Raw genomic sequence first — 19,099 nt, 5'->3', positions numbered from 1 at the left:
TTGGGGACGGAGCAGGGCAGCTCCCCTCCCGTGGAGAAACCAGGCACGAAACGCCTTCGTGTCACCGAGGGGGCCCGAGCCACTTATCCACAAGATATGAGCCGGGAGAGACGAGTCCGAAGCGGGGTGCTGCTGCTCCTTCCAGTGCTGGCACTCGGAGGACTCGGTGGTGCTCGACTTCCGGCCGAAGTGAGCCTCACCCTCCGCGCTTGCGGTAGATGACCGTGAAGTTGTTGCTCGGCATGTCGACGACGCGGTCGGGCTCCAGTCCGTGGGCCCGCGCCTCGGCCGTGACGGCGCCCAATTCGCGCACGCCCCAGGCCGGGTTCCGCTCGCGCAGCGAGGCGTCGAAGGCGAGGTTGCTCGGCGCCGTGGGCCGGCCCTCGATGAAGTACGCGCCGTAGAGGATGAGCGGCCCCCCGGGAGGCAGTACCCGGCCGGCGCCGCGCATCAATCCCTGACACGCCTCCCACGGCGAGATGTGCACCATGTTGATGCAGACGATGGCGTCCGCTTCCTCCACGGGCCAGGAGGAGGCGCTGGCATCCAGGGCGAGGGGAGCGCGCAGGTTGGGCGGGCCCTCCTCCACGCGCCACGCGTCGATGCTCTCCCGCGCGCTCGGATCCGCGTCGCTGGGCTGCCAGGTGAGCCCGGGGAAGGCGCGGGAGAAGAAGACGGCGTGCTGGCCGGTGCCGCTGGCCACCTCGAGCACGGTGCCCCGCGGGGGTAGCACCTCGCGGAGGACGGAGAGGAGGGGCTCGCGGTTGCGCTCGGCGGAGGGGGCGTGACGTTTCATGGGGCGGGCTCGGGGTGGAGCCTCTCTCTACTTCCGGGTCCCTGTCGCGGGCGAGCGTCTTCGGCCAGACGCACCGCCCCTCCCCGCATCCGGCAAGGGCGAGAAGGCGGCGGACGCTCACTTCTCGCTGTGATTCCACCCGAATCCGCGAGAATGGAGGCACCTGCCTGAAGGGGGTGCCATGAAACTGCGCTGGGCGGTTCCGCTGTTGCTGCTCCTCCTTGTTAGCGGCTGTGCCACGGTGCGCGTTGTGCGCCTGGACACGGGCCGGGGCGAGCCCATTGTCTTCACTCCAGGCACCGCCGAAACCGAGCCCGTGGAAGTGAAGGAAGAGGAATTCCAAGAGGCCGTGACCCGGCTGTCCCAGAGCGTGCAGCCACCTGCCAATCCGCGGCAGGCCGCCCGACAGCTCTTCGAGGTGGGGGTACGCGACGGTTCATTCCTCTTCGAGAGCCGCACCCACCGGGTGACACCCTTGGACGGCACGCCGTTGGTTTCGGAAACGGACGTGGAGGTGACGCGCTCCTATTTGCGCTGGTGTGAGCGCACCGGGAGGAAGGGAGACTGCCTTCGCTTGCTGGTGGAGTTCCCTACCGTGGACAGGGACGGTCGTTACACGCTGGCCATGGCGCTGGCGCATGGGGCCGTGCTGGACGAGATGTTGGAAGCCTTCAAGGACATGGCCGACCCGCACGCCATGCTGGCGGCGGCACTGTGGACGGGCACGATGTATTTCATTTTATGGACGGTGCCGGAGCCCATGTCCAAGGGCCTCGCCGCAGTGATGACCGCAACGCTCATCGTCTACCTGGGCGTGGATACGTTCTGGGGCCTGATCACAGGTTTCAGGCGGCTGGTGGACGAGGCAGACCGGGCCACCACGTTTGACGAGCTACGGCGGGCTGGAGAGCGCTACGGAAAGGTGATGGGCCGCAACGCGGCACGTGCCTTTGCTCTGCTTGCCACGGTGGCCATCGGGAACACGGCGGCGGGTTTCGCGTCGAAGGTGCCGGCTTTGCCCGGCTCGGCCCAGGCGTCCATGCAGTCCGGGGCTCAGGCCGGCATCCTGCTCTCGGCCGTGGGCGAAGTGGAGGCAATAGCCGTCACGGGCGGATCCATGACCATGGCGCTTGCTCCTGGCGCGGTCTCCACGACGGTGCCGGGTATGGGCAGCACGGCTGCCGACCCGGTGGATACGGAGGGCCACGCCCACCACATCGCTACGGACAAGTGGTGGGACTCCACGAACAACGGTGGACCGTGGTCTCCCCAGTTCCAGAAGATCTTCGACAAGGCGGGCATGTCGCTGAACGACCCGGCCAACATTGTTCGCATCAAGGGTCACAAGGGGCCGCACCCGCAGGACTACCACGAAGAAGTTTTCGAGCGCCTGTTCGACGCAACGAAGAGGTGCCGCAGGATGGACCAGTGCCGGGAGGCATTGATGACGGAGCTCGGGCGGATCGCGCGGGAAATCTCCACACCGGGCACCAAGCTCAACAAGCTGGTGACCCGCAGCATGTGACGCCAGAATGCTCGACATGTCCAAGCGCTACTTCAAGCTCTCCCCGGGCGTTGTTCCTGGGTGCTGGGCCCTGGGCATTCCCGTCCATCCACAGGGTCAGGAAGTAGAAGACCCTTGGATCTTCACGGATGGAGCCCCTGTTCCCAACCCAGGACGCTTGAGGCTGCCCTTCGACCATCCCGGAAAACCCGTGGATTTTTCACTCGCGGGGCTCGGCGCTCCAGTCATTCACGCCAAGGTCGCCTCTCTCTTGACGGAGTTGGCTTCTACCGACGTGCAGCTCCTTCCGGTGGACATACAGGGTCAGCCCGAGCAGTTCTGCATCCTCGTGGCCACCCGGCTTGTTCGGTGCATCGACGACAAGGCGTCCGACGAAGTGGAGTATTGGCTGCCGGAAGATGGGCGGCCGGAGAGAGTAGGCACGTACCGGAAGGTCTCTGGCATGCGCATCGACCCCGCCAGGGTGGGTGACGCCAAGGTCTTCCGACCCTGGGGATGGTCCATTGCTCTCATTGTCTCCGAGGAGATCAAGAACGGCTTGGAGCGCATCGGGGCCACCGGGACGAGTTTCAAAGAGGTGTAGTGGAGACGGCCGACATCCGCTTCACGCGGTGATTGCCGAGCGGATGAAAAATTCGTCCCGGCCCCTGTCTTCCACTGGGAGGGCCCCACTCCCGGTGCCTTGACCCCTCCCGGGACCGGGGCGCAGGCTCGCCACGTGCTTGCCTTCCTGCAGGGCCACCTCTCGCTGGTGGTGGGTATCGCGCTCGCGCTGGGGGTGCTGGCCGCGCGGGCGGCGAGCTCGGATGCGACGTTCCGCAGGGACTTGCGCGGGGCGCTCGTCTTCCTGGTGACGTTCCTCGTGCTGCGCCTGATGGACAAGGAGATCGGCCCGCTCCTGCACGAGCGCGTGCTCCAGGGACTGCGCGTGGCGTGGATGCTCACCTTCGCCTTCGGTGGCATCCGCGCTGGCGTGTCCTTTGGCCTGTTCCTGCTGCGCCTGCGCTCCCGGACGCCCCCGCCCAAGATTCTCCGGGACGTGCTCGACTTCACGCTCTACCTCCTCGCCGTCCTGCCCATCCTCAAGACGCAGCTCGACATCGACCTGACGAGCCTGGTGGCCACGTCCGCCATCCTCTCGGTGGTGCTCGGTCTGGCGATGCAGGACTCGCTGGGCAACCTCTTCGCCGGCCTGTCCCTGCAGCTCGAGCGCCCCTACCAGGTGGGCGACTGGGTCACCATCAAGGACGTCACCGGCCGCGTGGTGCAGATCGGCTGGCGCGCCACCCGCATCGAGACGTCCCGCGGGGAGGCCATCACCCTGCCCAACAACGTCTGCTCGAAGGAGGCGGTGAAGAACTACTCGCGAGGCGGGCTGCCGGTGGGCGCGGACATCTACTTCCAGGCCCCGTATGACCGGGCGCCCAACGAGGTGAAGGCCGCGGTCCTGGAGCTCCTGGCGGAGCTGCCGCTGGTGGTCAGGGAGCCGCCGCCGCTGTGCCGCACCTGGGGCTTCGACGAGAAGGGCATCCGCTACCAGATTCGCTACTACGTGGAGGACTTCGGCCAGGCCGACTGGGCGATGGAGGAGATCTACACCCGCATCTGGTACCGCTTCCGGCGCGAGGGCATCGAGCTGCCCTACCCGCAGCGCACGGTGCACATGCGCGAAGGCGTGCCGGCCTCCGAGTTCCCCGACGAGCGGGTCGCCGAGATGTTGCGGCGGGTGGATCTCTTCAAGGTGCTCCAGGAGGAGGAGCGGGCGAGGCTGCGGCGGGAGATGGTGCCCCGGCGCTTCGCGAAGGGCGAGCACGTCATCGAGCAGGGCGAGCCGGGCAAGACGTTCTACCTGGTGGGCTCGGGAGAGCTGTCGGTGCGCGCGGGCGGGGTGGAGGTGTCGCGGCTGACGCGGGGCAACTACTTCGGCGAGATGTCGCTGCTCACGGGCGAGCCGCGCTCGGCGACGGTGGTGGCGCTCACGGACGTGGTGTTGTTGGAGCTGGACCGTCCGGTGTTCGCCCGTCTCTTCGAGGCGCACCCGGAGCTGGCGCCGAAGCTGTCGGGGATGCTGGCGCACCGGCGCACGCAGCTGCACGCGGCGATGACGGCCTCGGGCGACACGGTGCAGGTGGCGACGGAAGAGGGCCACATCCTGGCCCGGCTCAAGAGCATCTTCCGGCTGGGCTGAGGCACGTCCCCTCTCCCCGGAGAGGAGAGGGGCGCGGGGGCCGGACTACTCGTACTGGACCAGGGAGCCGCTCGAGGCGTTCACCTGGACGCTCGCGGGCTTGCTGAAGGACTTCACCGTGGAACCCCCGGACAGCGAGCCCTGGAGGCTCCGCTCGGGCGAGGCCTCGACGCGGGTGCCGCCGCTGGCCGACACCTTCAGCGACTCGGCCCGCACCCCGCGCGCCTCGATGATGGAGCCCCCGCTGCCCTGGACGTCCAGCTCCCCCGTGCGGCCCTTCAGCGTCAGCTGGGAGCCGCCACTGGCCGCCACCTCGAGCTCCTTCGCGTCCACGCCCGTGACGGTGATCTCCGTGCCCCCACTGGCCGCCACCTCGAAGCTGTTGGCCGCCGTGGCCTCCGCCTCGATGTGCGAGCCGCCGCTGCCCGCCACGCTCTCCACCCGCGGGTTGGTGACGTAGAGGCGCACGTCCTCGAGCCCCTTGGAGAACAGCGCGCCCAGCCCATTGCTCCTCTCCACCTGCGTCGTCAGCACGCCGTCCTTCACCTCGAGCTTCACCCGCGCCAGGTCCTCCTTGCTGCCCTCCAGGCGCACCGACTTGGGGCCCGGCTTCACCTCGGCGTGGATGCCGTTGCTCACCGCCACGCCGCGGAAGTCGGGGACCTCGAGCTGACCTCCCTTGGCGGCGTCCTGCGCGAAGGCGGGGGCGGACACCAGGAGGGCGACGGGGAGCACCAGGGAGCGCAGCAGCATGATTCGGACCTCGGGAGATGGGAGGCGCGGGGCCTCGGTCATCCGGAGATACGCACCGCCGCCGGAGCCATTGCTCCCCGGCCGTCGGGTCGCTCAATCCCGGGCGAACTTCTCCCGGGGGATGCGCACGGCGGTGATCTCGCCGACCTTGATATCCACCTGGAATTTCAGCGACTTGCCGTCGGGACCCACGATCCGCAGCGTCTGCTTGCCCGCGGGCATGGGCACCCGGAACAGCGGCGTCTCGCCCAGCAGGCGGCTGCCCAGGTACACCTTGGCGGCGCTCGCCGTGTTCAGCGTGAGGATGCCCTGGCCCTCCGACGGCTCGACCGCTCCCGAGCGCTCGCGCTCCAGCGCCTCCCACGCTCGCTCGGCCTCGTTGGAATTCGTCACCAGCTCGGGCGAGGTCTCCATGTCCACCGGGGCGAGCTCGCGCTTGCGGCTCTTGTTCGCCGTCACCTTGCCGCCCTGCTTCACCGGTTGCGCGGGCTCGGCGACGGCCTCGGCCGGGACGGCGACGGGCTCGCTCTTCTCCTGGGCCTCGGGCGTGCCCGTTCCCTCCGGCGCCGCGTTCGCGGAGGCCGCCGCGTTCTTCACCTCGGGCGAGGCCGTGCCCGCGTCGACAGCGGCCGGGGTGGGCGAGGGCTCGACAGTGGCGGCGGCCAGCGCGGAGTCACCCGCGTCCGGAGTGCTCGCGTCAGCGGCCGACGTCTCCTGTGGGGTGGCGGTGGAGACCTCGGTGGTGGCCACGGGAGGCTGCGCGGCCGGAGCGGGGGCCTGGGTGTCGGCCGGGGCCACCTTCAAGAGGGGAGCCGAGGGCGGGGGCGGGGGGAACAGCCGTGAGGACACGAGGCCCCCATCCCACTTCAGGGCCACCGCGGCGGCACCACCGCCCAGCAGGAACAGCAGGAGCAGCGCGGCCACCCAGGCACCTCGTCCCGAGCCAGGGGACGTGGGTGCGTGGGTCGCGGAGGCGGCCTCGTCTCGTGGCGCCCCCTTCCGGGACCGGGGGGGCACGGCTTGGACGGGGGCGGTGGGGCGCTCCGAGGCGTCTTCCGCCTCGAACTTCCCCCTGCGGGCCCGGCCGGCTCCAGGCGGGAGGATGGCGGTGGGAAACTCCACGTCCTCCTCATCCTCGGGCTCCACCTGCCGGGGCCGGGCACCCGTGGGCGGCGCGACGGCGGTGAGGAACTCGGGGCCGTCCTCGTCCGGCGGCGTCACGTCGCGGGGTCGGGCCTGTGGCGGGCGGAGGTAGGGCGCGGTGAGGAACTCGGGGCCGTCCTCGTCCGGCGGCTCCACCGGGGAGGGCCGCGAGAGGATGGGGCCGGTCTGCTCCTCGGGTGCTTCCACCGGTGGCTCGACCGGGCGCTGCCGGGCCAGCAGCGAGCGGCGGGCCGGCACGGTGGGGTCATCCGGAAAGTCTTCCTCCGCGGGCACGGGAGGACTCACCGGAGCGGGAATCCCGAGCGCGCCGACGGGCTGGGTGGCGGCGTCCAGGTGCGGCAGCGGGACGTCGAGCGTCGGCCGGCGACCCGGGCGCCCGGGGTTGCCGCGTGCACCCGCTCCGCTCGCGGTGATGGGCTGCTCCCCGGTGGTGCGCGGCGGCCGCGTGACGGGGGGGTGGAACTCCTCCTGGGACGTCGGCGGCTCGGGGTCCAGGCTGCGCGGCCGCGCGGGGGTGGTGCGCTCGCGAGGCGGGGGCAGCACCGGCCGGTGGAGATCCGTGCTCTCGGGAGGGCGCGGGGGCGTGACGGACGCCGGAGGCCGGGTGGGAGCCGGGGGCGTGACGACCTCGGTCCGATCGGAGGTGGACGAGGGCCTCGAGAACTGGGGCGGGGAGATGCTGGGCAGGCGCCCCGCCGTGGAGCTCCTCGGGGGAAGGGGCGCGGCGACGCCCGGCGAGGATGGCAGGGCGGAGGCCGTGGGCGTCCTCGGCGTGGCGATGCCCGGGGTGGGGGCCGGCGCGGGCGGAGGCGTGACGGGTGCCTCCTTGTCCGCGAAGAGCTGCGCGAGCTTCACCTCTCCCGTGCCGTCGACGGCGGCCCGGCCTCGGGCGAGGAGCTGGCGCGTCTGCTCCCGCCGCTCGGCGAAGAGGCGCCGCATCAGCTCGCCACTCTTCTCCGGCAGCCAGATGAGCGGGCCCACGGCGCGCTCCAGCTCGCGGGCGAACTCCAGCGTGGTGGCGTACCGGTCCTCGCGCCGGCGCGCCAGCGCCTTGAGGACGATGGCGTCCAGCTCGGGGGGAATCGCCTTGTTGACGCGCGAGGGCTCGGGGATGGGGGAGCGCAGCACGGCGTTGGCCACCGCCATGGGCGCCTTGCCCGGGAAGAGCCGCATGCCGGTGAGGCACTCGTGCAGCACCACGCCCAGGCTGAACAAGTCGCTGCGCGCGTCCAGCGGCTCGCCGCGGATCTGCTCCGGCGACATGTACCCGCTGGTGCCCTTCACCATGCCCACCTGCGTGCGGCTGGCGCCCGCCAGGTTCTTGGCGATGCCGAAGTCCAGCAGCTTGGTGACGCCCTCGTACGTCACCATGATGTTCTTCTCGGCCACGTCCCGGTGGATGACGGGCGAGGGCTCGCCGAGCGGATCCGTGTAGGTGTGCGCGTAGTGCAGCGCCAGCGCGGTGTCGCGCACCGAGGCCAGGCCAAAGCCCACGGGCATGGGCTCGTTGGTGGCGCGGCACGCCCGGGCCACTTCAATGAGCGTGGCGCCCGGCACGAACTCCATGGCGAGGAAGAGCTCCCCCTCGGCCACGTCCAGATCGAACACCTGGGCGATGTGCGGGTGGTTGAAGGCCGCCGTCACCTTCGCCTCGTCCAGGAACATCTGGACGAACTCCTCCTGGCCCTGGATGTCCGGGAGGATCTTCTTGAGCACCACGGGCTTGTGGAAACCCGCCAGGCCCCGCTTGGAGGCCAGGAAGATCTCCGCCATGCCGCCCGTGGACAGGCGACAGAGCACCTCGTAGTTGCCCATCTGCCGACCGCGGACGTCATCCGGGCCGAAGGGTGTTGTCGACCCAGCCATTCGAGAAAACCAAGCTTATAGGACCGTCCGCCGGGACGCGAAACCCGGCCCCGTGATTTTCGCGTGACGGCGCAACCGGAGCGGATTCCAGTCACACGCCCCGCGCCCGATTCGTCCCCGCAACCCCTCGTGAAGACAGACGGTGTGGGTGCTCAGGCTCACATTCTTGGTTTCCAAAATAAAAATCCAGGGGGCGTGAAACCCCCGCGTCCTGCCCACGCCCCCGGGTTCCAGCAACCCGCGTCTTCTGGACGGGAGCGCCGTTCACCAGGTGGCACAACGCGGGGAGTCGATGGGTCCGCAACGCTTCCGTGGAGCCCACTCCGCAGGCGACGCTGCAAGCCCCGAGACGTGTGTCCACATTGGCGGAACCGAATTTCCATCGGTGGCCGGGGATCGCGGTGGAGTGGAAATTTCCACTGGTTCCGTAAACCGGTACTCCAAGACAGGCGGAGTTCCCATGGCGACGGAGAAGGCGGACCGCATGCGAGCCCGAGACAGCGTCCTGGGTTACCGAATGGGACCCGGACAGGGGGCGGTGGCCTCGGTGGAGGGCGAGTCGCAGCCGGCGGGGCGGCTGGTGCAGCTGTCGCCGGAGCACCTGACGCTGCACCTCTTCATGCCCACGGCGCTGAGGCCGGGACAGACGGCCAACGTGGTGGTGGGCACGGGGGAGCAGACGACGTCCCTGCGGGCCGAGGTGACGAATGTGCTGCTGCAGGGGCCGGAGGAGCTGCCGGAGCTGAGCCTGCGCTTCGTGGCGCCGCCGCTGGACAAGGGCCGCAGCATCGTCTCGATGTTGGAGCGGCTGAGGGACCAGGGGCAGCTGGAGACGCCGCGGGGCCGGCCCATCTGGAAGGAGCACATCACCCGGGCGGATCGGATCGGCCGCATCTTCGAGGCGCTGACGGCCCGGCGGTGCCGGGGCCGGGTGCGCTCGAGCACGGGGGACGTGGACCTGGTGGCGGCGCTCTACGACAAGTTCGACGGGAAGGTGGCGTGGGAGGTGCGGGGCGTGCCGCCCGCGGCCCCCTTCACGGTGGAGCTGTTCGGCTACAGCTCGGTGCTGCACTTCGAGGTGGAGCAGGCGACGTACGAGGATGGGCTGTGGGTGGTGCCGCTGCCGCGCGAGGTGGTGCGCTACCGCCACCGCTTCCTGAGGAGGGCGGCGGCGTGGGGCGGGTGCACGGTGCGCTTCTCCCATCCGCTGTGGCCGCAGGTGCGGGTGCGCCGGGAGCTGGCGGACATCTCGTACGAGGGCCTGTCCTTCTGCACCGAGCCGGGCGAGGACCTGCTCTACCCGGGGCTGCGGCTGCCGGAGGTGGAGGTGGAGCTGCCGGGGCAGGAGCCGGTGAGGCTGCGCACCGAGGTGTGCAACATCACCGGGGTGGCGGGAGGCCGGCGCTGCGGCATGTCGGTGGTGCCGCTGAGCGAGGAGGACGGTGTGCGCTGGCGGCTGCTGGTGGAGGAGCAGAGCCACCCGAACACGCGGGTGACGGGGGACTGGAACCAGGGCACGTGGGAGCTCTTCGAGCGCTCGGGGTACTTCCGGCTGTCGGGGAAGACGCCGGCGGACTTCGCGCGGATGCAGGCCGAGTACCGCGACGCGCACGAGGTGCTGGAGCGGCACGCGCGGCTGGGCTACCGGGTGGTGCGGCCGATGCCCTCGGGCCAGGCGGTGGAGGCGAGCCTGTCGTGGCTCAAGCCGTACACGGGCAGCTGGCTGGCGCACCAGCTCGCGCGCCAGGCGCCGCCCCACGAGAAGCTGCGCGGCACGGCGCGAGATGCGCTGCGCGACATCTACCTGCGGGGCTTCGAGCCGGCGCAGATGGATCCCGAGGTGAAGTGGTTCCTCGCGTACTGCGAGGCGAACGTGCGCTGGGTGCGCTTCACGGCGTTCGACTTCGCCGAGTGGTACCAGCACACGGGGCAGGCGTGCATGGTGCCCTTCCGCTTCATGGAGGCGGACGCGCGGCGGGAGTGGACGCTGCCCGAGGGCTTCACGCTGGGGGAGCCCACGCCGCAGGAGAAGGCGGCGCTCTTCGCGCGGCTGGAGGAGACGCGGCCGCAGGCGTACCGGGAGGCGTTGGACCTGGTGCCGGAGCGCTTCGAGCTGACGGCGCTCAAGCGCAAGTGGAGCGAGGCGGGGCTGAAGCGGGAGCGGGACGTGCGGGTGGCGCGCAAGGACGGGCGCGCGCTGGCGGTGGGGATTCTGGAGACGGCGCACGTGGGGCTCAACCTGTTCAACGTGCTGGACGGGGTGCGCATCATCCCGCTGGTGGACGCGGCGCTGCCGGAGGCGCAGGAGGCGATGCTGGCGCTGCTGGCGGGAGCGGCGGAGTGGTACCGGGCGCGGGACAAGAGCGTGTTCGTGCACTACGTGGAGACGGAGCACGTGGAGTACACCGAGCGCGCGAAGCTGGTGGACCTGGGAGAGGGCCGCATCTGGATCCTCTCGGCGCAGCTCCTGCCGGACTTCATCGAGCACCTGTGCGAGGCGACGACGCCCCGCGGAGAGCCCTGAAGCGCCGCGAGGACTCAGGCCGCCTTCTCGGTGGCCTGCGCCTTGACCGCCTGGATCTCCAGGGCGATCTCGATCTTCTCGCCGACGAGGACGCCACCGGTCTCGAGCGCCTGGTTCCACGTCAGGCCGAACTCCCGGCGGTCGATCGACGTCTTCGCCTCGAAGGCGGCCTTGATGTTGCCCCAGGGATCCTTCCCGATGCCGAGCTGCTCGGCCTCGAGCACCACCTCGCGGGTGATGTCCCGGATGGTCAGGTTCCCCGTCACCCGGAGGCCGTTGCCCGAGGTCTTCTCCACCTTCGTGCTCTGGAAGGACATGACGGGGAACTTCGCCACGTCGAAGAAGTCCGGCGAGCGCAGGTGATCATCCCGCTGCTGGACGCCGGTGTCGATGCTCGCCGTCTCGATGCGGGCGGAGACCGACGAGGCGGTGGGATCCTGCTCGTCCAGCGACACCGCTCCGGTGAACTTCCGGAAGCTGCCGCGCACCTTGGCGATGACCATGTGGCGGACGGAGAAGTGCACGCCGGAGTGAGTCAGGTCGATGTTCCAGGTTGCGTTGGCCATGTGCGTCTTCCTTTTGGGTGAGGCGTTGTTTGATGTGTTGAAGGTAGCGGCGGACGGGGGCCTTGATTAGATGGGGCGGACTGGAAGGACTGTTCCACCCATGGAACGACTCCCGGGCCGGGAACCGCATGGACCTCAACGAGCTCCTCGTCTTCGCGAAGGTGGTGCAGGCCGGCGGCTTCACCGCGGCGGCTCGCGGGCTGCGCATGCCCAAGTCTACCGTCAGTCGGAAGGTGTCCGAGCTCGAGGAGCGTGTCGGCGCGCAGCTCCTGCAGCGCACGACGCGCAAGCTGAGCCTCACGGAGGTGGGGCGGGCCTACTACGAGCACTGCGCTCGCATCGTGGCCGAGGCGGAGCAGGCCGAGCTGGCCGTCACGCGCATGCAGGCCACCCCTCACGGGCTGCTCCGCGTGACGACCCCCCTGTCCTTCAGCTTCATCGGGCCGCTCGTCGCGGGGTTCCTGAAGCGCTACCCCGAGGTGCAGCTCGAGCTGGTGTGCACGGACCGCACGGTCGACCTGGTGGAGGAGGGGTTCGATCTCGCCGTGCGCGCCGGACGGCTGGCCGACTCCTCGCTCATCGCCCGGAAGCTCGGGAGCGTCGAGCGCGTCGTCGTGGCGGCCCCGAGCTACCTCCAGGCGCGGGGAGCGCCCCGGTCACCCCGGGAGCTCGAGAAGCACGACTGCCTCCTGTTTGGCGCGGGGCGCGAGGGGAACGTGTGGACGCTGCACTCGGGCAACAGGTCGGTCGAGGTCTCCCTCCGTGCGCGTCTCGTCGTGAACGAGCCCGACATGTTGCGCGCGGTGGCGCTGGCGGGCTCGGGGATCGCGCTCCTCCCCAACATCCACTCCGCCGCGGACCTCGCCACCGGGCACCTGCAGCGCCTCCTGCCGGATTGGAGCTCCTCCGGGGCCCCGGTGCACGCGGTCTACCCGAGCACCCGGCACCACTCGCCCAAGGTGATGGCCTTCGTGGACTTCCTGCGGGAGCACTGGCCCGCCTCTTCCGTGGACTGAGGGCGCTCCTCGTCCATTCCATGAGTGGAACGCTCTGTCCCGTCGTTGGCGTCTGGCGCGGAACGCTTCACCCCCACATGATGGTTGGCACCTGAGAGCAAGGAGCCACCCATGAGCCGGGATGTACCCATCGACCCGAGGCAGCACCCCGAGCTGGAGACCCTCATCGTCACCCGCACCCGGGATCTCGGCGATGGGTTCGAGGTGCGGCGGGCGCTGCCCTCGGCCCAGCGCCGCATGGTCGGGCCCTTCATCTTCCTCGATCAGATGGGGCCGGCGGTGTTCCGCTCGGGCCACGGGCTCGACGTGCGGCCGCATCCGCACATTGGCCTCGCCACCGTCACCTACCTCTTCGACGGGGAGATCCTCCACCGGGACAGCCTCGGCATGGTGCAGCCCATCCGGCCCGGCGAGGTGAACTGGATGACCGCGGGGCGCGGCATCGTCCACTCCGAGCGCACGGGCCCCGAGACGCGCGCCGCGGGTGGGCGGCTCTTCGGCATCCAGACCTGGCTGGCGCTCCCGAAGCAGCACGAGGAGACCGCGCCCGCCTTCGTCCACCATGCCGCCGAGACGATGCCCTTCCTCGAAGGCGAGGGCGTGCGGATGCACCTCATCGCCGGAGCGCTCTATGGGAAGCGCTCGCCCGTGCAGTCGTTCTCGGACATGTTCTACGCGGACATGGCCCTGGAGGAGGGAGCGGGCCTCGTGATTCCGGCCGAGCACGAGGAGCGCGCGCTCTACCTCGCCGAAGGCACGGTGGAGCTGGACGGCACCGAGTTCGGAGTGGGCGAGCTCCTCGTCTTCCGTCCGGGCAGTGAAATCACCCTGCGGGCCTCGGCTCCGGCGCGGATGATGCTCCTCGGCGGCGAGCCGATGGACGGGCCTCGCTACATCTTCTGGAACTTCGTCTCCAGCTCGAAGGAGCGGCTGGAGGAGGCCAAGGCGGACTGGAAGGCCGGCCGCTTCGCCCCGGTTCCTCAGGAGACGGAGTTCATCCCGCTGCCCGAGGAGCCCGCTCCCGTGCGCTACCCGTAGGCGCGCCTCGGGAGGGTCAACCGGCTCCTACCAGGATGCCCCCGAGGCCATCTGCAGAGGGGACTCCAGCCCAACGTGTCCAGCGGAGTCGTCGAGTGCCTCGGCCACTGCCTCCTCGAACTCCTCCAGCGGGCAGATCTTCGAGAGGACGGTGTGGACGCCTGGAATCCGGGGGGCCCGCCGCGAGCTGTGCAGGATGATGGGGATGCGGAAGAGCTCGGCATCGCGGAGGATGCGCCGGCAGAGCTCGACGCCATCCAGGCGAGGCATCATCCAGTCCGTGACGATCAAGTCCGGCCGCAGCGTGCGAGCCATCTCCAGGGCCTCGAGGCCGTCGTGCGCCTGGAAGACTTCATAGCCCATGACCTCCAGCACATCGGTGTAGAGCTCTCGGAGCTCGGGCTCGTCATCGACCAGAAGGATCTTGCTCACAGCGGCAGCCTCACTTTCCGGAGCGCCTGACCTGGATGGTGGTTCGCGCCCCTCATAAGGAAGGAGTCTCCTTCACCGCCGGTGTGATGCGTCATGGCCTCACTTCTGCAGAGGCGCGAGCCAGGTCCCCTCGCGGTGTCCGGAGAGAGGGACCAGGAGGGCAGGGGCCCGAAAGCCCGCTCGGCCCATTCAGGCCGCCCACCGCCTGGAGTAGCCTCGCGGGCCGTGTCCCTCTCCGCCCTCTGCCAGCGCTGCGGCCTGTGCTGTGACGGCAACCTCTTCAGCCACGTGCCGCTTCGGCCCGAGGAAGTCGCTCCCGCTCGGCGGCACGGGCTGGAGGTGGTGGCGCTCGTGGGCGGCTCGCCCGCGCTCCGGCAGGGCTGCTCGGCCTTGAGGGACCGCCGCTGCACGCTCTACGCCGAGCGCCCCCAGGGCTGCCGTGCCTACGACTGCCGTCTGCTCCGGGAAGTAGCCGGCGGCCAGCTCCCCCTCGACGAGGCGCTCGCGGTGGTGGACCGGGCGCGGGCCCTGCTCGCGGCGTTGGAGGCGAGCCTCCCGCCCGACACGGACGCGCCTGCCTCCCCGGTGCTGGAGCGTGCGCGCTTCGCGGACCTGTCCGAGGGCGGGCCCTCCCTGGAGACTCGCGCGCTCCGGGAGCGCACCGAGGCCCTCCTGGACGCACGCTTCCACGGCGGGGCGAGGCGCTTTCCCGGAGCCTCCGGGGAGCCCTGACGCCCCTACGCCCCTACGCCCCCGCGGCCATCCCCTGGGCCCGCTCCTCGCGGCGCCGCTTCACGGCCCGCCACAGCAGGAAGAGCCCGAAGAGGAGCACGAAGCCGGCCGTCACGGTGAAGATGAGGCCCATGCGCCCGGCGCGTGGCCGGTCGTCGTGCCACAGGGTGAGGCCGGGGCTCTCGGGGTTCTGGCGGAAGCGGTTGATGGCCGCGACGGGGCGCTCGGCCTGCTTCTCCTCGCCCATCCAGTCGTGCGAGAGGGGAACCTCTCCCCCGGGGGTAACGAGCACGGGGCGGTAGATGCTCTGCTGCTCGCCCCGGGGGCTGCGACCGCGCTCGACGCGCGCACCCTGGATTTCCGCCAGCGTGTACACGCCGACGACGTACTCGGTGAGCCAGCCGGCGCGGGTGACGGTGCAGGGGCCGCCGCGCTCGCACTGGAGCACGATGCGGGCCTTGGTATCGAGGAAGGCCAGCCCGAAGACGAAGAACGGGATGGACATCAGCAGGACGCCGGTGGCGCCGATGAACAGCGAGCGTGAGGGCGTGACGGAGGGCTCGGGGTCGCTCACGGGCCCGTCTATAGACCAGCCGGGGGATGGGGGCACGCGGGAACTCGCCGGGACGCTCCGTTGACGGGTGCGCACCCGCGAGGGCCCGAGTGTCCACCACCGGGGCTCGCGGCGCCGGGGCAGGTGCACGCGCGGCCGATCCAGGGCATCGACTGGAGTCCACAGGAGGTGGCGCCATGAAGGCCGTGGCCGTGTTCCCGAAGAGCGGTGAGGTGAAGGTCATCGACGTGCCGGAGCCGCGCCTGGGCTCGCCCACGCAGGTGCGGGTGCGCACGCTGGAGGTGGGCGTGTGCGGCACGGACCGCGAGGTGGTGCAGGGCAAGCACGGCAAGCCGCCGGAGGGGGAGGACCACCTCATCGTGGGGCACGAGTGCCTGGGCGAGGTGGTGGAGGTGGGCGCGCAGGTGAAGGACCTGGCGCCGGGGGACCTGGTGGTGCCTCGGGTGCGCCAGCCCTGCCGCGACGGGGGCTGCCTGCCGTGCCGCTCGGGGTACGCGGACTTCTGCGTGACGGGCGAGTACACCGAGCGCGGCATCCAGGGGGCGCACGGCTTCGCCGCGGAATACTTCGTGGAGGACGTGGCCTCGCTGCACAAGGTGCCGCGCGAGCTGCGCGGGGTGGCGGTGCTGACGGAGCCGCTCACCATCGCCGAGAAGGCGCTGCGCGAGGTGGCGCACGTGCAGACGCGCATGCCCTGGCAGCGGCGGGCGCCGGGCAAGGCGGTGGTGCTGGGCTCCGGCCCGGTGGGGCTGCTCGGGGCCATGGCGCTGATGCGGGCGGGCTTCCAGACGACGGTGTACTCGCGCTCGCCCAAGCCCAACCCCAAGGCGGAGGCGGCCGAGTCGCTGGGCGCCGCCTACGTGTCCTCGAAGCAGCACCCGGTGGACGCGCTGGTGCGGCAGCGGGGGCGGGCGGACGTGGTGTACGAGGCGGCGGGCTCGGCGAGCGCGGCCTTCGAGGTGATCAAGGCCCTGGCGCCCAACGGGGTGTACGTCTTCACCGGCGTGCCCGAGAGCGAGGAGGGGGAGCTGGACGAGGGGGTGCTGATGAAGCAGCTGGTGATGAACAACCAGGTGCTGATCGGCACGGTGAACGCGGCGGCGGAGGACTTCGAGTCGGCGGTGGAGAACCTGGGGCGCTTCCGGACGAAGTGGCCCGGGGGCCTGGAGCGCCTCATCACCGCGCGCCACCCCCCCGAGGCCTACGCCGAGGTGGTGACGGGGGACAAGCGCTCGGACATCAAGGACGTCATCGTCTTCTCCCGGGGGTGAGATGCGGGTGACACCGCGTGTGTCGCCTCCGCCCCCCCGAGGGGGCTAGGCTGGGGCTTCCCGACGCCCCAGGGACACCCGCGTCTGGAACGAGGAGGAGCACATGGAGGGAGTCTGGCTGGACATCTCGGTGCCGTTCGGAGGGGAGCCCCCGGTGGAGGGGACGGAACCGGTGCCGCGGCTCCCGGAGGGCGTGGCGGCCCAGGCCGAGTGGCTTCAGCGGGCGGCCTGGATGGGCACGTACGTGACGGCGCCGCCGAGCCTGGAGCTGGACCTCGAGGACATGGAGCGGGCGCCGCTGTCGGCCACGGTGGGGCGGGCGCGGGTGCTGCACCTGGATGACGTGGACAGCATCCGGGCGGACTCGCTGGCGGACTACGAGCCCCGGCCCGGAGAGCGGCTGCTGCTGCGCACGCGCAACTCGCAGCGCGAGTGGTGGAAGCAGCCGAACGAGGAGTCCTTCGTGCGGCTGTCGGACGCGGCGGCGCAGCTGCTCATCGAGCGCAAGGTGGCGTGCGTGGGGGTGGACTACGTGTCGCGCGGCGGCTTCCACGCCGAGGCACTCGAGGTCCACCAGAAGCTGCGCGAGGCCGGGGTGTGGGTCATCGAGGGCCTGGACTTGAGCGAGGTGAAGGTGGGGGTGCACGAGCTGGTGTGCCTGCCGCTGAAGGTGAAGTCGGAGTGGGGCTCGCCAGCGCGGGCCCTGGTGCGCGCGATGCGCGAGTAGTCCGGGAGGGAGGGCCGGGCGGTCCTCGTGCGGACAGCCGGGCGCTCTCCCCGCTCCTCACACCCTCCAGGCTGGCGGGGGGCGTGTGTCGAGCCCATAGCAAGTCCTGAACGCGACGAGGCCGGCGGATAGGAAATCGTCAGGGCTCGTCAGCGGGAGGGAGCGCATGAACGGGGACAAGACGTCGCGGGCGCCGGCCATCGAGGACCATGGCGTCATTGGCGATCTGCGCACGGTGGCACTGGTGGCCACGGACGGGACGCTGGACTGGCTGTGCTTCCCCCACTTCGACAGCCCGAGCGTCTTCGCGGCCTTGTTGGATCCGGAGCGCGGAGGGCACTTTCGCATCGCGCCCGAGCCAGCTGGGGTGGTGCGCAAGCAGTTCTACTGGCCGGACTCCAACGTGCTGGTGACGCGCTTCTACTCCCCGGACGGCGTGGGCGAGCTGGTGGACTTCATGCCCCTGGGCAAGGGGCACCGGGTGCGCGAGGTGGTGCGGCGCATCCGCGTGGTGCGCGGGGAGATGGCCTTCCGCGTGGAGTGCCTGCCCGCCTTCAACTACGCGAGGGACCCGCACACGGTGCGCCTGCTCCACGGCGGGGCGAGCTTCCTGTCCGAGACGCTGAACCTGACGCTGATCACCTCGGCCAAGCTGGAGACGGACGGGCAGCGCGTCACCTCGCGCTTCTCGTTGCGCGAGGGCCAGTCGGCGGTGTTCAGCCTGCGCGAGGGCGCGCCGGACTCGTGCCACGACACGGTGCTGGGGCACGAGGGCTCCGAGGCGCTGTTCCGCTCCACGGTGGACTACTGGCGGCACTGGCTCTCGGGGTGCAGCTACACAGGGCGCTGGCGTGAGACGGTGCACCGCTCGGCGCTGGTGCTCAAGCTGATGACGTTCGAGCCCTCGGGGGCCATCGTCGCGGCGCCCACCTGCAGCCTGCCCGAGTTCCCCGGCGGCCAGCGCAACTGGGACTACCGCTATGTGTGGATCCGCGACGCGGCCTTCACCGTGTACGCGCTGCTGCGCATCGGCTTCCGGCAGGAGGCGGGTGCATTCATGCGCTGGCTGGAGAAGCGCATCGCGGACCTGCCCCCGGGCGAGCCCCTGCCCCTCATGTACGCGCTCAACGGTGGCGAGGTGCCCCGGGAGCAGGAGCTGTGGCACCTGGCGGGCAGCCTGGGCTCGCAGCCGGTGCGCGTGGGCAATGGGGCGGCGCACCAGCTCCAGCTCGACATCTACGGCGAGCTGATGGACTCGGTGTACCTCTACAACAAGCACGGGGCGCCCATCTCGTATGACTTCTGGCGGCACCTGCGGCGGCTGGTGGACTGGGTGTGCGAGCACTGGCGCGACAAGGACGAGAGCATCTGGGAGGTGCGGGCCGGCAAGCAGCACTTCGTCTACTCGAAGATGATGTGCTGGGTGGCGGTGGACCGGGCCATCCGGCTGGCGGACAAGCGCAGCTTCCCGGCGGACCGCGCCCGGTGGCTGGAGACGCGCGACACCATCTTCGAGGAGATCATGCAGCGGGGCTGGAGCTCGAAGCGCGGCGCCTTCATCCAGTCGTACGAGACGATGTCCCTGGACGCGGCCAACCTGCTGATGCCCCTGGTGTTCTTCCTCTCACCGGTGGATCCGCGGATGCTCTCGACGCTGGACATCCTCCGCCAGCGGCCGGCCGAGGGCGGGCTCACGTCGGACGGGCTGGTGTTCCGCTACGACGTGGAGGCGACGGAGGACGGCATCTCGGGGCGCGAGGGCACCTTCAACCTGTGCACCTTCTGGCTGGTGGAGGCGATGACGCGGGCGAGCGTGACGCGGCCGGATCTGCTGGACGAGGCACGCCTCACCTTCGAGCGGATGCTGGGCTACGCCAACCACGTGGGGCTGTTCGCCGAGCAGACAGGGCCCTCGGGCGAGGCGCTG

Annotated in this window: 16 protein-coding genes; 10 read left to right on the top strand and 6 right to left on the bottom strand. The window is 70.5% G+C overall.

Annotation, left to right across the window (positions count from 1 at the left end; genetic code table 11):
- Positions 1–196 precede the first annotated feature (196 nt).
- On the bottom strand, positions 197–796 hold the full coding sequence (locus VF697_RS31195) for a DUF938 domain-containing protein (RefSeq protein WP_331100650.1): 600 nt from the start codon (positions 794–796) through the stop codon (positions 197–199).
- Positions 797–977: 181 nt separating this feature from the next.
- Here VF697_RS31195 and VF697_RS31190 point away from each other — a divergent pair, with 181 nt between their 5' ends.
- The 3 genes from VF697_RS31190 to VF697_RS31180 all read left to right on the top strand — a co-directional run bounded on the left by VF697_RS31190 (position 978) and on the right by VF697_RS31180 (position 4,509).
- The gene (locus VF697_RS31190) at positions 978–2,321 is read left to right on the top strand and encodes an AHH domain-containing protein (protein ID WP_331100649.1); all 1,344 of its coding nucleotides are present in this window, start codon (positions 978–980) and stop codon (positions 2,319–2,321) included.
- 16 nt (positions 2,322–2,337) lie between these two features.
- Positions 2,338–2,904, top strand: a complete 567-nt coding sequence (locus tag VF697_RS31185) for an imm11 family protein (RefSeq protein WP_331100648.1) — start codon at positions 2,338–2,340, stop codon at positions 2,902–2,904.
- Positions 2,905–3,039: 135 nt separating this feature from the next.
- Positions 3,040–4,509: a mechanosensitive ion channel family protein gene (locus VF697_RS31180; RefSeq protein ID WP_331100645.1), complete on the top strand. Its 1,470-nt coding sequence runs from the start codon at positions 3,040–3,042 to the stop codon at positions 4,507–4,509.
- Between the two features lie 45 nt (positions 4,510–4,554).
- Here VF697_RS31180 and VF697_RS31175 read toward each other — a convergent pair whose 3' ends face one another.
- Both VF697_RS31175 and VF697_RS31170 read right to left on the bottom strand, forming a co-directional pair.
- Positions 4,555–5,262, bottom strand: coding sequence for a head GIN domain-containing protein (locus VF697_RS31175; RefSeq protein ID WP_331100643.1), 708 nt, complete (start codon positions 5,260–5,262; stop codon positions 4,555–4,557).
- Between the two features lie 93 nt (positions 5,263–5,355).
- Positions 5,356–8,292, bottom strand: a complete 2,937-nt coding sequence (locus VF697_RS31170) for a serine/threonine-protein kinase (protein ID WP_331100641.1) — start codon at positions 8,290–8,292, stop codon at positions 5,356–5,358.
- Between the two features lie 460 nt (positions 8,293–8,752).
- On the opposite strand from VF697_RS31170, the gene VF697_RS31165 reads away from it, so the two are divergent.
- Complete coding sequence (locus VF697_RS31165; protein ID WP_331100640.1) at positions 8,753–10,816, top strand: PilZ domain-containing protein; 2,064 nt, start codon at positions 8,753–8,755, stop codon at positions 10,814–10,816.
- A 14-nt stretch (positions 10,817–10,830) separates the two neighbouring features.
- Here VF697_RS31165 and VF697_RS31160 read toward each other — a convergent pair whose 3' ends face one another.
- Positions 10,831–11,382 (bottom strand): YceI family protein, encoded by a 552-nt coding sequence (locus VF697_RS31160; protein WP_331100639.1) that lies wholly within the window; start codon positions 11,380–11,382, stop codon positions 10,831–10,833.
- 128 nt (positions 11,383–11,510) lie between these two features.
- Between VF697_RS31160 and VF697_RS31155 the strand changes: the two genes are divergently transcribed.
- Both VF697_RS31155 and VF697_RS31150 read left to right on the top strand, forming a co-directional pair.
- On the top strand, positions 11,511–12,398 hold the full coding sequence (locus VF697_RS31155; protein WP_331100638.1) for a LysR family transcriptional regulator: 888 nt from the start codon (positions 11,511–11,513) through the stop codon (positions 12,396–12,398).
- A gap of 111 nt (positions 12,399–12,509) precedes the next feature.
- Complete coding sequence (locus VF697_RS31150; RefSeq protein WP_331100637.1) at positions 12,510–13,436, top strand: pirin family protein; 927 nt, start codon at positions 12,510–12,512, stop codon at positions 13,434–13,436.
- A gap of 27 nt (positions 13,437–13,463) precedes the next feature.
- On the opposite strand, the gene VF697_RS31145 is transcribed toward VF697_RS31150, so the two are convergent.
- Complete coding sequence (locus tag VF697_RS31145; RefSeq protein ID WP_331100635.1) at positions 13,464–13,868, bottom strand: response regulator; 405 nt, start codon at positions 13,866–13,868, stop codon at positions 13,464–13,466.
- Between the two features lie 225 nt (positions 13,869–14,093).
- Here VF697_RS31145 and VF697_RS31140 point away from each other — a divergent pair, with 225 nt between their 5' ends.
- Positions 14,094–14,600 (top strand): YkgJ family cysteine cluster protein, encoded by a 507-nt coding sequence (locus VF697_RS31140; protein ID WP_331100634.1) that lies wholly within the window; start codon positions 14,094–14,096, stop codon positions 14,598–14,600.
- A gap of 13 nt (positions 14,601–14,613) precedes the next feature.
- Here VF697_RS31140 and VF697_RS31135 read toward each other — a convergent pair whose 3' ends face one another.
- Positions 14,614–15,174 (bottom strand): hypothetical protein, encoded by a 561-nt coding sequence (locus VF697_RS31135; RefSeq protein ID WP_331100633.1) that lies wholly within the window; start codon positions 15,172–15,174, stop codon positions 14,614–14,616.
- Between the two features lie 176 nt (positions 15,175–15,350).
- On the opposite strand from VF697_RS31135, the gene VF697_RS31130 reads away from it, so the two are divergent.
- The 3 genes from VF697_RS31130 to VF697_RS31120 form a co-directional block, all read left to right on the top strand.
- On the top strand, positions 15,351–16,445 hold the full coding sequence (locus VF697_RS31130) for a glucose 1-dehydrogenase (protein WP_331100632.1): 1,095 nt from the start codon (positions 15,351–15,353) through the stop codon (positions 16,443–16,445).
- A gap of 103 nt (positions 16,446–16,548) precedes the next feature.
- The gene (locus tag VF697_RS31125) at positions 16,549–17,172 is read left to right on the top strand and encodes a cyclase family protein (RefSeq protein WP_331100631.1); all 624 of its coding nucleotides are present in this window, start codon (positions 16,549–16,551) and stop codon (positions 17,170–17,172) included.
- Between the two features lie 166 nt (positions 17,173–17,338).
- Positions 17,339–19,099, top strand: a 1,761-nt coding sequence (locus tag VF697_RS31120) for a glycoside hydrolase family 15 protein (protein ID WP_331100630.1), incomplete at its 3' end; no start/stop codon positions are given.

This window comes from Archangium sp. (assembly GCF_036388035.1).
GTDB lineage: Bacteria > Myxococcota > Myxococcia > Myxococcales > Myxococcaceae > Archangium.
Note: the sequence above shows the minus strand (reverse complement) of the source record. Positions and strands in the feature narration are given on the sequence as shown.

Bases quoted from the DNA above. Each gene is read 5' to 3' on its own strand.
- VF697_RS31195 (WP_331100650.1), bottom strand. From the start codon at position 796: ATGAAACGTCACGCCCCCTCCGCCGAGCGCAACCGCGAGCCCCTCCTC.
- VF697_RS31190 (WP_331100649.1), top strand. From the start codon at position 978: ATGAAACTGCGCTGGGCGGTTCCGCTGTTGCTGCTCCTCCTTGTTAGC.
- VF697_RS31185 (WP_331100648.1), top strand. From the start codon at position 2,338: ATGTCCAAGCGCTACTTCAAGCTCTCCCCGGGCGTTGTTCCTGGGTGC.
- VF697_RS31175 (WP_331100643.1), bottom strand. From the start codon at position 5,262: ATGCTGCTGCGCTCCCTGGTGCTCCCCGTCGCCCTCCTGGTGTCCGCC.
- VF697_RS31170 (WP_331100641.1), bottom strand. From the start codon at position 8,292: ATGGCTGGGTCGACAACACCCTTCGGCCCGGATGACGTCCGCGGTCGG.
- VF697_RS31165 (WP_331100640.1), top strand. From the start codon at position 8,753: ATGGCGACGGAGAAGGCGGACCGCATGCGAGCCCGAGACAGCGTCCTG.
- VF697_RS31160 (WP_331100639.1), bottom strand. From the start codon at position 11,382: ATGGCCAACGCAACCTGGAACATCGACCTGACTCACTCCGGCGTGCAC.
- VF697_RS31155 (WP_331100638.1), top strand. From the start codon at position 11,511: ATGGACCTCAACGAGCTCCTCGTCTTCGCGAAGGTGGTGCAGGCCGGC.
- VF697_RS31150 (WP_331100637.1), top strand. From the start codon at position 12,510: ATGAGCCGGGATGTACCCATCGACCCGAGGCAGCACCCCGAGCTGGAG.
- VF697_RS31130 (WP_331100632.1), top strand. From the start codon at position 15,351: ATGAAGGCCGTGGCCGTGTTCCCGAAGAGCGGTGAGGTGAAGGTCATC.
- VF697_RS31125 (WP_331100631.1), top strand. From the start codon at position 16,549: ATGGAGGGAGTCTGGCTGGACATCTCGGTGCCGTTCGGAGGGGAGCCC.